This is a genomic window from Candidatus Blochmannia sansabeanus (nom. nud.) (genome assembly GCF_059935345.1).
Genome location: NZ_CP011795.1, coordinates 16,350 through 30,989, shown reverse-complemented (window position 1 = coordinate 30,989; position 14,640 = coordinate 16,350). Strand labels below are relative to the sequence as shown.

Below are 14,640 nucleotides of genomic sequence, written 5' to 3'. Positions count from 1 at the left end.
TTAAATTTATATTCTAATCACAGTATGTGATTAGAATATAAACGCTAATCACAACTATGAATAATATGGCTAAATCTTTTTAGTACACCTTATTACACTGCAAGCATACATACATTCCATATATTATCAAAAGTGATAATGTATATTCCTTTAAATTAATATAAATTTAAAGCAATTCCCATAAATATTAATGCTCCTACATAATTATTACTTAAAAAAGCTTGGAAATATTTCGATTGTATTCTTTTATTAATCAAAATTTGTTGCCATATAAACATTACGGTGACTCCAAACAGTGAAAAAAAATAAAATAATACAGTAAATTGTTCTTGCCACCCAATAATCCCCAATATAAGTATAATAATGAACTGAAATATCCCTATGATAAATTTATCCATGCTCCCAAATAATATAGCAGACGATTTTACACCAATATATTTATCATCTTCTCTGTCTATCATAGCATATTGCGTATCATATACTATTGTCCATATGGTATTCATTATAAATAACAACCATGCAGTACTACCTATAGGATGCTGAATTGCGGTAAAAGCCATTAAAATAGGCCAACTAAATAATAATCCTAACATTAGTTGAGGGAAATAAGTATATCTCTTAAGATAAGGATATATTCCAGAAAACATAAGTGCTACTAAAGACAAAAATATAGTAATTAAATTAAGGATTAAAACTAGTACTAACGCAATAACAAGTAATATTGATAATACCGTTAATGCTTCTTTTTTTGTAATTGCACCAGATGACAAAGGACGTGTTTTAGTGCGCTGAACATATCTGTCGATATCATAATCAACATAATCATTAATTATACAACCTGCAGAACGCATGCATAATACACCAATGATAAACACTATTAAAATAACACAGTCGGGTATACCTCTATTCGATAACCATAACCCCCATAAAGTAGGCCAAAGCAATAGAAAAAATCCAATAGGTTGATTAATGCGCATTAACTGTGCTAAATTGTAGCACTTTTTAATAAAAAATGGCTTATTTGACATAAAATTAGTAAACAATATAATTATAATCTATATCTATAACACTATTGAGAACTGATATCTTTATAATAGTGTATATAAATGATATAAAAGACATTCATTTAGATTACATTTAATGGATAATTACATACTACTATACGTATTAATTGCAATTGATTATACCAATAAATATCATGTTACATACAATAGGAAACTGATATGAAACTTTTTTATAAAAAAATGATCATACGACGGCACGTATATATCACTTTACATATGATCACTATAAAAATATAATTTTTTTCTACATAGATTCTCATAGATAATACGAATTTTATCATTTTAATAATGGCGTATTTTCTTATGTCACATTTTCTCTTCAACCTAGAAATACATATTAGAATTATGTTGATTCTTGCATTAATTCTTGTATTTGTTTATGAAGCTATTAATGGCTTTCATGATACTGCTAATTCTGTAGTCACTATAATTTATACTTGTGCGTTACGTTCTCATAGTGCAGTATTAATGTCAGGAATATTTAATTTTTTAGGAGTCATATTGAGTGGTTTAAGTGTTGCATATACAATTATTCATTTACTTCCTACATATTTCTTTACAAATACCAATCCTAATCATATTCTAGCTATGATTTTTTCCATGTTATTTGCAGCAATACTATGGAATCTTGGAACGTGGTACTTACGATTACCTACTTCTAGTTCTCACACTCTGATTGGTACATTAATCGGAATCGGATTAGTTCATGCAGTAATTACACATTGTCCAATGATGCAGGGATTGAATATTCCGCAACTAATTAATATTTTTTTATCATTAATAATATCACCAATAATAGGTTTAACATTAGCTAGAATAATGATGCTGATACTGTGTCGATATTGGAATAATGGCAAAAAACACAAAGATATTCATATAACTCCAACTCAACAAATACAAGAATATGGAAGACCTCAACCATCATTGTGGACTCGTGTTGTATTAATTTTATCTGCAGCTGGGGTCAGTTTTTCTCATGGAGCAAATGATGGGCAAAAAGGCATTGGTCTAATTATGTTACTCCTAATAGGAGTAGCTCCAGCAAGCTTTATGCTTGATATGAATGCTAGTAGTCATGACATCTCTCGCACTCGAAATGCAGTCAATAATTTTTATGAATATTATACTCAACACTGCAACAATTTTAAAGCTATCATTCCATCAGAAATCACATCCATACCTATATCAATAGCATTAAATCAATTAAAAGTTATTGTTCCTTCCATTACAGATTCTACACAAATTTTTGTAAAAAACAATAATATAACATATCTCAATCAATATCTATCTTCTCCAGACACAGAAATACAAGTAAAAAAAATTTTCTATGATTTATCATTAACCCTTACTATTATTCATAACGCTTCATTATTACTTGAAAATTTAGATCACTATTCGCAACTAAACATAGAACAACGTTCTCAAATGAGGCAATTATTAATCTATATAGTAGATATTTTAGACCAAATAGTAGCACTTCCAGAAACCTCTTATAATAATAAAAATTTTCTTAATCATTTAAAAGAACATTTACTAAATACAATTGAATACGCCCCGACTTGGATTATTTTAGCTGTCGCGCTATCATTATCTTTAGGTACAATCATTGGTTGGAAACGAGTTGCCATCACTATTGGTGAAAAAATAGGGAAAAAAGAAATGACTTACGCGCAAGGCCTATCAGCACAATTGACTACGGCTATATCTATAGGAACAGCAAGCTACGCTGGAATGCCAGTTTCTACCACTCATGTATTATCTTCATCTATCACGGGAAGTATGTTAATGCGTGGTTGGGGAATACAAAAAAGAACAATAAAAAACATATTAATAACTTGGTCGTTAACCCTACCTGTTTCAATTATACTAAGTGGAAGTTTCTATTGGACTTTATTAAAATTATTACATAAATACATTCAAATATAAATTAAATAAACATGAAAAAGTCTTAATGATTAGCCTAATAACTTAGGCTAATCATTAAGACTTTTATAAAACTAAAGTTAAATATAACATATTTATTTATAATCTATACTCCACTAACCCTTTATAATAAAGAATTTAAAATAAATATGTAAACCGTCTTACAAACAAAACTATCACATGGCATACGTAATAACAAAATAAATTACAAGAGCAATTCATTGTACTTAATTTACAGTATATAGTATAATAATAAACACATACACTAGTCATAAATTATAATTTTTTTCAACAAATCATTATTTGTAGATATAGGAACTTCATAATATCGTAACATAGATTCCACTGTGACTGACTGCTCACAGAATTCTATAAGACATTGTTTCAGATCAATAATTCCTCCTAATGCAATAATATTATTCAGAAATAATTTTCCTATTTTTGGATTAAGAATACCTGCTTTTTTAAAACGATACCAAACATTGGATGCTAATACATCTGCCCATAGGTAACTATAATATCCTGCTCCATAGCCATCAGAAAAAATATGAATAAAAGAGTGAGGGAACCGCTCCCAATTTTTTGGAAAATGATGTGTCGATATTTGTTTCACTACTTCATTAAATACTTTCAGTGTCTTTCCTCGTTCTCCTGGAATATACTCATAGTGTATTCGTAAATCAAACAACCCATATATCACTTGACGTAAAAGATAAGATGATGACTGATATGTTTTCGTTTTTAATAAATTATTTATTATACAATCAGATAATGGTTCCTTTGTTTGATGATGCTCAGAAATTAATCGTAATACATCAGGTTCCCAACAAAATTTTTCCATAAGCTGACTAGGTAATTCTACCGCATCCCAAGGTACTCCGTTAATTCCGGATATTTCTGGAACATCAATGCGTGTCATAATATGATGTAATACATGCCCAAACTCATGAAATAAAGTGATTACATCATTATGTGTTAGAAAACATGCTGATTTTTTGTTTTCTGAATAACTAAAATTACAAATTAGGTATGCAATAGGTTTTTGATTAATGGTGCCTTTTCGGTACATCATACTCACTAATTCATCCATCCAAGCACCTTCGCGTTTGTCTTTTCTAAGATAGAGATCTAAATAAAATCCTCCCATCCATTTATTTTTATCATCAAAAATATCAAAAAATCGTACATTAGGATGCCATGTTTCTATATTGAAACGTTCTTTGATAAAAATTCCATATATATGATTCACTACTAAAAACATGCCGTGCAGTACTGTTTGTTCAGGAAAATAGTAACGTAACTCTTCATGTGTAATCGAAAAAAGATATTGTTTTCGTTTCTCTCTATAATATGCAAGATCCCACGGATTTAAAGATGTACAGGAATATTGCGTTTTAGCAAAATTTTGAATTTCTAAAAATTCTTTATATTCGTTATGAGATATTTGAGTAGATAAACTTGTAAGAAAATTAAATACTTGTTCTGGACTTTGCATCATTCTTTTCATTAAAGATTTTTCAAGATAACTATTGAATCCTAATGTTTGTGCTAGTTCGTGACGTAATGCCAAAATTTCATCCATTATTACAGTATTATCCCACTGTCCACGATTAGGTCCCTGATCAGAAGCACGAGTATTAAAAGCCCAATATAATTCTTCTCTAAGTTCTTGAGTATCACAATATAAAAGAACTGAAGAATAACTAGGATATTGTAATGTAAATAACCATCCTTTTTCCCCGTGAGCTTGCGCTTCCAAACGAGCGTTTTCCAAGCTACTCTTTGGTATGCCAGATAATACCTTCTTTTCGGTAATTAATTTATTCCAACCTAATGTTGCATCAAATACATTATTAGCATAATTTACACTTAATTGTGACAATTTAGAAGTTATATAGATATATTTTTTTTTTCGTTTCGGAGATAAATCAACTCCTGACAATTTAAAATTACATAAAATATTGTTTATAACCTTTTTTTGTACTATATTTAACTTCTGATAAGAGTCTCCATTCCTCAATAACTGATAAGACTTATATAAACCATAATGCTGATTAATCCAATTTTTATATTCAGATATAAATAATAAGCTTTCTTCATAAACTTTACGTAATTCTAAATTATGTTTCACAGAATTTAAATGTGCTATCGGAGACCAAGTACGTTGCAATTCATTTTCTGCAATCATTAATGGATAATACAATGTATCCCAAGTTATATTTTCTTCTGATACAGCTTTATCTACCGTATTATAGCAATTAGTCAAAACCTGTCGTATAGATTCTTTTATGTGTTTCAGATCAATAGAAGAAAATAGAGGAAATGCAAAAGAATGAAGTAATAAATTATTTTGCATATAAAAACCTTAATTTATAATTATATTTCTAATTTTATAGACCTTGCAATATATCATATATATATATATAAGATACAATATTTGTTATATGATAAATATCATGACCTGTTAAATAATTTTAATAAAAAACATCATTTGTAATTACTTTGTCGTTAGATACAAAAAACACCAAATAAAAATATGTTATTACTTACATTCTCTCGGTGATGGTGGACTCGAACCGCCGACCTATACGTCCCGAACGTATTGCGCTACCAAACTACGCTACTCACCGTTGTTTTATAAGATAAAAGTATTTTTGTTTTTATTAAAATAACAGATAAAAACTTAAATATTACTAATATAATCTAAATTAATAACAACATCTTTAATCATATATTTAAACTCTATAAACAAAATATAATTATCATTATTTAAATAATAAAATCATATTAGCTTTATTCTTTCGATCATAATACATCTAAAATAAAAAATATGTTACATATTTCTATTGCTAAGTAATATGAAAATGTTGTATAAATCATATTTGTTAATAAATTATCTAAAAATAACATTATTACTTATAATATGTTTTAATATTACTGGTTTTAAGTTATTGTATATAACATTGATATAATCATGGAGAAATTGTATTATGAGTTTTACATTACCTTCTTTAACTTATTCGTATGATGCTTTAGAACCATTTATCGATGAACAAACTATGCGGATTCATCATACCAAACATCATCAAGCATATGTTGATAATACTAACGCAGCACTAACTGATTTACCTGAATTTTCTAATTTACCTATTATAGAATTAATACAGAAATTAAATAATTTACCTAATCAAAAAAAAACCATATTACGTAATAATGCTGGAGGCCATATTAATCATAGCCTTTTTTGGAAGTTTCTTAAAAAAAATACTATGCTTCAAGGAGAATTAAAAGATGCAATAGAATACAATTTTTCAGGAATTTCTTCTTTTAAAGATAGTTTTGAAAAAACTGCTATCAGTCATTTTGGATCTGGTTGGGTATGGTTAATAAAACGACATGATAACACTTTATCTATAGCATCTACTACTAATCAAGACAACCCATTAATGGGCACAGATATGTCTGGAACAATTGGATACCCAATTCTTGGGTTAGATCTCTGGGAGCATGCTTATTATTTAAAATATCAAAATCGTCGATTAGATTATATTAAATCTTTTTGGAATATAGTTAACTGGGATGAGGTATTTATACAATTTGATCAAGTATAAAATATTGTCATTTACTATTATAATAACAAATATTGTAATATATTCGAGCATTTTCTTTTATCTTCTGAATACCTAATTTACAAGTTACATGCTTGAATATAAGATGGGTTAACCTGTACGTGCTAATATACAAACAACAGCAACATAAACCTATTTAACATAGGGGACTAAAGATATAATACTGAAAAATCTGCTACCTTTAAAAATAAATTTCTTATTTTATTTAACAAAGTTAATCGATTAATCCGTACATGTTCATCTTTGTCCATAATCATAACATTATCAAAAAACACATTTACTGCGTTAAAAATTGTTACCATAATAACTAATGCATCGTAATAACGATGCTGAGTGCATAATTGTTGCAATTTATTTTCTATTGAAACTACTTGTGTAGCTAAATTCATTTCTTCTGGCATTTTAAGTAAACTAAACTTCACATCATAATTATATAACATTTGTTTTTTAGCTATAATATTTGATATTCTTTTATAAATTAAATTTAATTTAACATTTTCCTCTTTTTTAGATTTAAAAAAATCAGCTACCGCATCTATTCTAGCATGAATATCTACTATACTAGAAGTTTTAACGTTGAATACTGCCTTTATAATGTCAGACCTATAGCCCTTGGTGGAATACCACGAAAACAAACGATTATACATAAAATTATGGATATCATTAATAACTGTCATATTAGTCAATTGTTCACCATATAATTCCACTGATTTGTGTATTAAAGATAATAGATTTAATGGTAATTTTTTACATATAAGAATACGTAATATTCCAATAGCAGATCTTTTTAAAGCAAATGGGTCTCTATTACCTTTTGGAAATTCTTTAATTCCAAATATACCTGCAATGGTATCTATTTTGTCTGCAATAGATACAGCACAAGAAATATAAGTTGTAGGTAATTTATCATCAGAAAATCGTGGCTGATAATGTTCTTTTTGTGCCACTGCTATCTTTTCTGACTCCCCATCCCGGCGAGCATAATACATACCAATAATGCCCTGAGTTGAAGGAAACTCAAATACCATGTTACTCATAAGATCGCACTTGCATAAATATCCAGCACGTTTCGTTTGTTGGATATCTACGTCTATCTGATGAGCTATCCAACCAGACAATTCTTCTATACGCCAAATTTTATCACGTAGAGTACCAAGTTTTCTATGAAATAAAACAGAATTTAATTTAGGAATGTAATCCTCTAAACGACATTTATTATCATCTTTTAAGAAAAATTCTGCATCCATTAAACGTGGAGTTATTACGTTCTCATGACCAACAATAATTTGCTCATAATTATCTGAAATAGTATTTGCTACAAAAATAAAATATGGCAACAACATGCCATTAATACAATTGTACACTGGAAAGTATCTTTGATCATATCGCATAATATGAAGTATTACTTCATGAGGCAATGCTAAAAATTTTTCATGAAATCGACCGGAAAGAATTACGGGCCATTCCACTAGAGAAGTAACCTCTTCCAACAAACTATCATCCTGAATATCTATAACACCTCCAAGTTTTACGGCTTCTTTTTCTACTGCAGCTCGTATAACATTCTTGCGTACAATATAATCCGCTATCACCCAACCATTTGTAGTTAAAATATCTGGATAATAATCTGCGTGCTCAAGAATAATTTCATCATCTTGTATGCATCTATTGCCATGAAGCACTCGGTCTGTTTTTATACCAAAAAAACAACCTTGAATAAGATATGTATCTAATAATATTGTTATAGTTCGCACGGGTCTAACAAATGGAATATCTACATCTCCCCAACGCATCATTGCGTAATTATTTAATTTTTCTAAAGCAATATTAACTATTTCACAAAATAAATATTCATAATTTTTATGTACTATTACGTTATCATCACATTTTAATATTTTTTTATAGTTATTAGTTTGTGTACTATTCTGAATGTGCATCTTACTCGTTATTAAATTTTTTTGATTATATATATTCCTAACGTGTTTATTATGTACATTATCATTGTTTATTTGATTAATAGATGGCTTATGATGAAGATTTCCCTGTATTCTTATATTAACCTTAACTGCTAAACGACATGCAGATGCAAACCAATTAACTTTATCACAAACAAAATTATTCTTTTTTAAGCCACTAATAATCTGATAAAAAAAATCTTTTCCTAATTTTTTTAAAAGTTTTGACGGCAACGATTCAGTACCAACCTCTACTAAAAAAGTATACTTTTTCATAATAAATATTAATCCTTGTATTACATTATGATTTATTTATACACATAGGGAATCCTAATTTTTTACGAAATATGTAATAAGTTTCTGCTATCATTTTTGCTAATTTACGAATACGTAGAATATAATTTTTTCTTTCTGTAATAGAAATCAATTTTCTAGCATCTAACAAATTAAAAATATGTATTGCTTTTAAAATTCGTTCATATGCTGGAATAATTAAAGGTTGCATCATAGTAATTAAATGTTCTATTTCATTTTCATATTGACTAAAAATTCTAAATAAAAATTCAATATCTGTATGTTCACAATTATAAGCTGATTGTTCTAATTCATTTTGACGAAATAAATCTCCATAAGTAACTGACCCTAGCGCACTATACCCCCAAACTAAATCATAAACATTATTTACACCCTGCAAAAATAAAGCTAACCGTTCTAATCCATAAGTTATTTCTCCTGTAACAGGTTTGCATTCTAATCCACCTATTTGCTGAAAATAAGTAAATTGAGTTATTTCCATGCCATTTAACCAAATTTCCCATCCTAATCCCCATGCTCCAAGTGTAGGGTTTTCCCAATTATCTTCAATAAAACAAATATCATTTTTTACATAATTTAATCCAAGCGTTTTTAAAGAATTCAAATATAGTTGTATCATATTTTTAGGAGAAGGCTTCATAATCACTTGAAACTGATAATATTGCTGCAATCTATTTGGATTCTGGCCATATCGACTATCCATAGGACGACGAGATGCTTGAACATAAGCAACTGAAGCAGGTTCTGGACCAATAGCATTAAAAAAAGTGACAGGATGTGATGTTGCTGCTCCAACTTCTATATCCAATGGTTGGGCTATAATACAGCCGCAGCATCTCCAATAACATTCTAATGCTTGTATTAATCCTTGAAAAGTCTTTGAGCTATTATTACAGTACATTTCATCTTATTTATTTAAAAATTTTAATATTTCATACCTATAATAATATCAATTATTTCAATATTATTTATGATACAATTATATAACAAAAACATGATATGTATACTTACTGACAGTAAGCGACATTATATCATTAGCGAATCTTTTAAACTAAAAACAAGCTTATACTCTTTTATATACATAAAATTAAATGCATCAACATCTATATTGTTATACTTATTAAGAATTGTGTGTTTTTATTTTGTTGTGTACATATTCAATATTTACTAAAGTCATATAAATAAATCGTTTTAAACATACTAATTGTACAGTTAACTTTAAAAATATGCTATATGACGACATACAAATTCATATGTACACATATATATATATAATTATAAAACCTTTAGGTTACTCTGAACTTTAATAAAAACTGTATGTTTTCAATATCTATATATTATTAGGAAATAAAAAATGATTTCTCAAGAAACATCAATCATGATAATTTCTTATATAATAATATTTACAGGCATCATGGTTATTATACCATTAGGTTTATTTCCTTGTTTTTTTTCTGGATTTTTAACTTATGAAATTATAGTATCTTCCGCATCTTACTTTGAACGTTTTATTGGCATCAATCGTGCTCGTTGGACAGCTGTAATACTAATAACAATAAGTATCATTATTGTAGTAACTATAGGAATTATTAATTGTACTAATTTTTTTACAGAAGATATTAATAAAATTAGTATTTCTATTGAAATTAATCGAATTTTTTCTGATTTAAAAAAACGACTACCCGAGTTCTTACCTTCTTTTTTACCGAATACTACTGAAGAATTAAAAGATCAAATATTTAATTGGATTGAATCAAACTTAATTCTTATCCGTAATATGGGACATACTTTTCTGCACGGATTTATCACTTTATTAATAGGACTAGTAATTGGTACTTTGGTATCTTGCGCTAAATCTACACAAAACTATACCAATAATACATATTTTACTATCCAACTATTAGAACGTGTATATAATCTTTCTCAAGCATTTCGTAACATTGTTTTTGCACAAATTAAAATTTCTTTAGTAAATACATCATTAACATCTGTTATGATTTTTATTTTATTGCCATTAATTGAAAAATCTTTGCCATTAGGAAAAACTTTAATTATTATTACTTTTATTTTAGGTATGTTGCCAATTATAGGCAATCTTATTTCAAACGTTATGATCACTATTTCTGCTTTATCTATTTCATTAAGCATTGGAATAATAATGTTTATTTATTTAATACTAATTCACAAATTAGAATATTTTCTGAACGCTGAAATTATTGGAAATAGAATTAATGCTAACCCTTGGGAGTTGATACTTTCCATGCTTTTATTAGAAGCAATATTCGGTTTAGAAGGTTTAATAGCAGCTCCAATTTTTTATGCTTATTTAAAAACTGAACTACGTTTAAAGAAACTAATTTAATCTCTCATCTACAAGCACATATACAAAGAATTAAAAACTGCACACCATTAAAATGAAAAACAAACACAAGATCGGGCTTCTTCCTTGGTATCAATCCTAATAGATTAAACCTGATCTTGTGTTTTCACATTAACGATGTAATAATAATAATAAATTTAATTACTATTTAATTTCTATGCGTCTTGGCTTCAACGTATCTGGTAATATTCTTTCCAAATGTATATAAAGAATCCCATATTCCAAATTTGCTCCTGTTATTTGAATATGCTCAGATAATTGAAATTTTCTCTCAAAATCATGCTCAGTAATACCTTGATACAAATAATTTTTAGAATTTTGATGAGAATCAACATGCACTCCTTTTATTACTAACATGTTATCATGCATCGTGATATCCAATTCACTATTTGTAAAACCAGCTACTACAATAGAAATACAATATTTATGCTCACTAACTAATTCAACATTATAAGGTGGATAATTTCCATTACTTTGTCCAATTTCTAAAAAATTAACCAATCTGTCAAATCCAATCACAGAACCATATAATGGCGAAAAATCAAAATTACGCATTTATAATACTCCTAATAAAGTGATTAATAAATTTTATAAACATATTATTCAGATGTAATTATTGATATCTTTCATACTGAAATCACCAAACACATCATAGATACTATACATACTTATGATATCAACTATATAATTACATAATTGTAAACTTATTTAAACAGATAATATAAAAACACGGTATACTACATAGTAGTATAGAGTAAATATTTTTATCCTTATCCCCATATACATTAATAATCTATATTGGTTACTTTCAATGCATTTTCTTCAATAAATGCACGTCTTGGTTCAACTAAATCACCCATAAGCGTGGTAAATAAATGATCAGCTTTTATCGCATCTTTTATTGTGACACGTAACATACATCTATTTTTAGGATTCATGGTTGTTTCCCATAATTGACCGGGATTCATTTCACCTAATCCTTTATAACGTTGCACTATTAACCCTTTGCGAGATTCCTGCATAAGCCAATTTACTGCTTGGTCAAAAGAACATACTTTTTTACGATATAACCCATATTCTATATATGCATCATCTGAAAGAAATAATTCATTCATTCTTATCCCAAAAGATACTAGTTTTTTATATTCATGACTTTTAATGAAATCCATACTTAATACATAATCTATATTTACCCCATATGTTCGTATACGTAATATCGGTTCAAAATACTTATGCTCATGATTTTTTGAAATAATAAAATCATAACTACTGCCATATTCTTCAAAACGACGTAACGATTCAACTAAAGATTCCATCCATGTTTTAACGTTTTCATAAAAGTACCATTGCTCTTCAGATAAAACTGAATGATAAATCAATCTATTAAGCAATATCTTTGGAAATTGACGTTCCATACGAATAACAATTTTTCGTATCAAATAATATTCAAAAATTAATTGTTCCAATATTTTTCCTATTAAAGGAGGAGTGTTAGAATTAATATAAAAACGAGCATCAACTACTGCCATTGATATCTGATATTTATTCATCGCTTCTTCGTCTTTAAAATATTGTTCTGTATGTCCTTTCTGTACTTTATATAAAGGGGGTTGCGCGATAAATATATGTCCTCTTTCAATAATTTCTGGCATTTGACGATAAAAAAAAGTTAACAACAAAGTACGAATATGAGCTCCATCAACATCTGCATCCGTCATAACTATAATATTATGATATCGTAATCTATCTAGATTATATTCATTAGGACCAATGCCGCATCCAAGCGCAGTAATTAATGTCACTACTTCTTGAGAAGTCAGCATTTTATCAAAACGTGCTTTTTCTACATTCAATATTTTACCCTTAAGCGGTAAAATTGCTTGATTTTTGCGATTTCTGCCTTGTTTCGCAGAACCACCAGCAGAATCTCCTTCTACTAAATATAATTCAGAATAAGCTGGATTTTTTTCTTGACAGTCAGCCAATTTACCTGGAAGTGTTGAAAAATCCGATAGTCCTTTACGACGTGTCAAATCCCTAATTTTTCGTGCTGCTTCCCGAGCACGTGCTGCTCCTATAACTTTATTTATTATATTCTTGGAATCTATTGGATGTTCTAAAAAAAATTCAATCAATTTTTCATAAATTAATGACTCAACGGCAGTTTTCACTTCTGATGAAACTAATTTATCTTTAGTTTGAGAAGAAAATTTTGGGTCTGGTATCTTAATTGATAATATGGCAACTAATCCTTCCCTAGCATCATCTCCTATAGTAACAACCTTAACTTTTCTATTATATCCTTCTTTATCCATATAAAAATGCATTGTTCTTGTAATAGCAGCTTTTAATCCTGCTAAATGAGTGCCACCATCTTTTTGTGGAATATTATTAGTAAAAGAATATATTTTTTCTTGAAAGTTATCGTTCCATTGCAATGCAACTTCTATATTAATTTCTCCTTTGTTCCCTAAACAATGAAATATATTAGGATGAATCGGTATTTTATTGATACTTAAATATTTTATAAAAGCTTTTATTCCGCCTGCGTAATGGAAATTTTCTTTTTTATTATTACGATAATCATTTAAAATAATTGAAATTCCTGAATTCAAAAATGATAATTCTTGCAAGCGTCTCGCTAAAATATCATATTGAAATTCAGTTTTATTTGTAAATATTTTAAGACTTGGCCAAAACCGTACTGTAGTACCACTTGCTTCACTATTTCCTATAATTTCTAAAGGTGATTGTGGTTTTCCTTCATAATACATTTGTTTGTAGATTTTAAAATCTCTTTTTATTACCAACTCTAACCGTTCTGACAATGCATTTACTACCGACACTCCAACACCATGTAATCCTCCTGACACTTTGTAATTACTATTATCAAATTTCCCTCCAGCATGTAATACAGTCATAATCACTTCAGCTGCAGATATTCCTTCTTCTTCATGTATACCGGTAGGAATACCACGCCCATCATCCTGAACTGATACTGAGTTATCTTGGTGAATTGTGACAACTATTTTTTGACAATATCCTGAAATAGCTTCATCAATAGCATTGTCCACCACTTCAAATACCATATGGTGCAATCCTGTTCCATCATCAGTATCTCCGATATACATCCCAGGACGTTTTCGTACCGCATCTAATCCTTTTAATATTTTAATACTTGAAGAATCATAAGCGCTCAACATAACCTTATTCCTGTATAATGCACATATAATATAAATTAGTAGTTATAAATATACATATCAAAGACAGTTATCATCGAATTATTACTATTTTTACAAATTATGTAATATCTAATGTATAAATAATTATTTTTTCATATCACTAGAATGCCTCACTGATATAAGAAGTAAATA

General features: G+C 28.3%; 9 protein-coding genes and 1 tRNA gene. 3 read left to right on the top strand and 7 right to left on the bottom strand.

Translation table 11 applies throughout. The annotated features are described in order from the left end of the window. Nucleotides 1-155 precede the first annotated feature (155 nt). Entirely contained in the window at nucleotides 156-1,028 is an 873-nt protein-coding gene (gene ubiA, locus Bsans602_RS00125) for a 4-hydroxybenzoate octaprenyltransferase (protein ID WP_500837107.1), read from the bottom strand. Nucleotides 1,029-1,367: 339 nt separating this feature from the next. Here ubiA and Bsans602_RS00120 point away from each other — a divergent pair, with 339 nt between their 5' ends. Further along, on the top strand, nucleotides 1,368-2,990 hold the full coding sequence (locus Bsans602_RS00120) for an inorganic phosphate transporter (RefSeq protein ID WP_500837106.1): 1,623 nt from the start codon (nucleotides 1,368-1,370) through the stop codon (nucleotides 2,988-2,990). A 262-nt stretch (nucleotides 2,991-3,252) separates the two neighbouring features. On the opposite strand, the gene Bsans602_RS00115 is transcribed toward Bsans602_RS00120, so the two are convergent. Continuing rightward, complete coding sequence (locus Bsans602_RS00115) at nucleotides 3,253-5,343, bottom strand: M3 family metallopeptidase (RefSeq protein WP_500837105.1); 2,091 nt, start codon at nucleotides 5,341-5,343, stop codon at nucleotides 3,253-3,255. Between the two features lie 200 nt (nucleotides 5,344-5,543). Then, nucleotides 5,544-5,617: transfer RNA gene (locus Bsans602_RS00110), tRNA-Pro, on the bottom strand. Nucleotides 5,618-5,977: 360 nt separating this feature from the next. On the opposite strand from Bsans602_RS00110, the gene Bsans602_RS00105 reads away from it, so the two are divergent. Continuing rightward, on the top strand, nucleotides 5,978-6,598 hold the full coding sequence (locus Bsans602_RS00105; protein WP_500837104.1) for a Fe-Mn family superoxide dismutase: 621 nt from the start codon (nucleotides 5,978-5,980) through the stop codon (nucleotides 6,596-6,598). A gap of 167 nt (nucleotides 6,599-6,765) precedes the next feature. On the opposite strand, the gene glyS is transcribed toward Bsans602_RS00105, so the two are convergent. Together glyS and glyQ are read right to left on the bottom strand one after the other, a co-directional pair. Next, nucleotides 6,766-8,847 (bottom strand): glycine--tRNA ligase subunit beta, encoded by a 2,082-nt coding sequence (gene glyS / locus Bsans602_RS00100; RefSeq protein ID WP_500837103.1) that lies wholly within the window; start codon nucleotides 8,845-8,847, stop codon nucleotides 6,766-6,768. Between the two features lie 25 nt (nucleotides 8,848-8,872). After that, complete coding sequence (glyQ, locus tag Bsans602_RS00095; RefSeq protein ID WP_500837102.1) at nucleotides 8,873-9,787, bottom strand: glycine--tRNA ligase subunit alpha; 915 nt, start codon at nucleotides 9,785-9,787, stop codon at nucleotides 8,873-8,875. A gap of 453 nt (nucleotides 9,788-10,240) precedes the next feature. Here glyQ and Bsans602_RS00090 point away from each other — a divergent pair, with 453 nt between their 5' ends. Beyond that, a complete protein-coding gene (locus Bsans602_RS00090; protein ID WP_500837101.1) occupies nucleotides 10,241-11,248 on the top strand; it encodes an AI-2E family transporter in 1,008 nt (335 codons plus the stop codon). Between the two features lie 162 nt (nucleotides 11,249-11,410). Here the strand turns inward: Bsans602_RS00090 and Bsans602_RS00085 are convergent, their stop codons facing one another. Both Bsans602_RS00085 and gyrB read right to left on the bottom strand, forming a co-directional pair. Next, nucleotides 11,411-11,821: an Hsp20 family protein gene (locus tag Bsans602_RS00085; RefSeq protein ID WP_500837100.1), complete on the bottom strand. Its 411-nt coding sequence runs from the start codon at nucleotides 11,819-11,821 to the stop codon at nucleotides 11,411-11,413. 230 nt (nucleotides 11,822-12,051) lie between these two features. After that, entirely contained in the window at nucleotides 12,052-14,469 is a 2,418-nt protein-coding gene (gene gyrB / locus Bsans602_RS00080; protein ID WP_500837099.1) for a DNA topoisomerase (ATP-hydrolyzing) subunit B, read from the bottom strand. Nucleotides 14,470-14,640: the final 171 nt, after the last annotated feature.

Coding starts and splice junctions, on each gene's coding strand:
- Bsans602_RS00090 (WP_500837101.1), top strand. CDS start 10,241: ATGATTTCTCAAGAAACATCAATCATGATAATTTCTTATATAATAATA.
- ubiA (WP_500837107.1), bottom strand. CDS start 1,028: ATGTCAAATAAGCCATTTTTTATTAAAAAGTGCTACAATTTAGCACAG.
- glyS (WP_500837103.1), bottom strand. CDS start 8,847: ATGAAAAAGTATACTTTTTTAGTAGAGGTTGGTACTGAATCGTTGCCG.
- gyrB (WP_500837099.1), bottom strand. CDS start 14,469: ATGTTGAGCGCTTATGATTCTTCAAGTATTAAAATATTAAAAGGATTA.
- Bsans602_RS00120 (WP_500837106.1), top strand. CDS start 1,368: ATGTCACATTTTCTCTTCAACCTAGAAATACATATTAGAATTATGTTG.
- Bsans602_RS00115 (WP_500837105.1), bottom strand. CDS start 5,343: ATGCAAAATAATTTATTACTTCATTCTTTTGCATTTCCTCTATTTTCT.
- Bsans602_RS00085 (WP_500837100.1), bottom strand. CDS start 11,821: ATGCGTAATTTTGATTTTTCGCCATTATATGGTTCTGTGATTGGATTT.
- Bsans602_RS00105 (WP_500837104.1), top strand. CDS start 5,978: ATGAGTTTTACATTACCTTCTTTAACTTATTCGTATGATGCTTTAGAA.
- glyQ (WP_500837102.1), bottom strand. CDS start 9,787: ATGTACTGTAATAATAGCTCAAAGACTTTTCAAGGATTAATACAAGCA.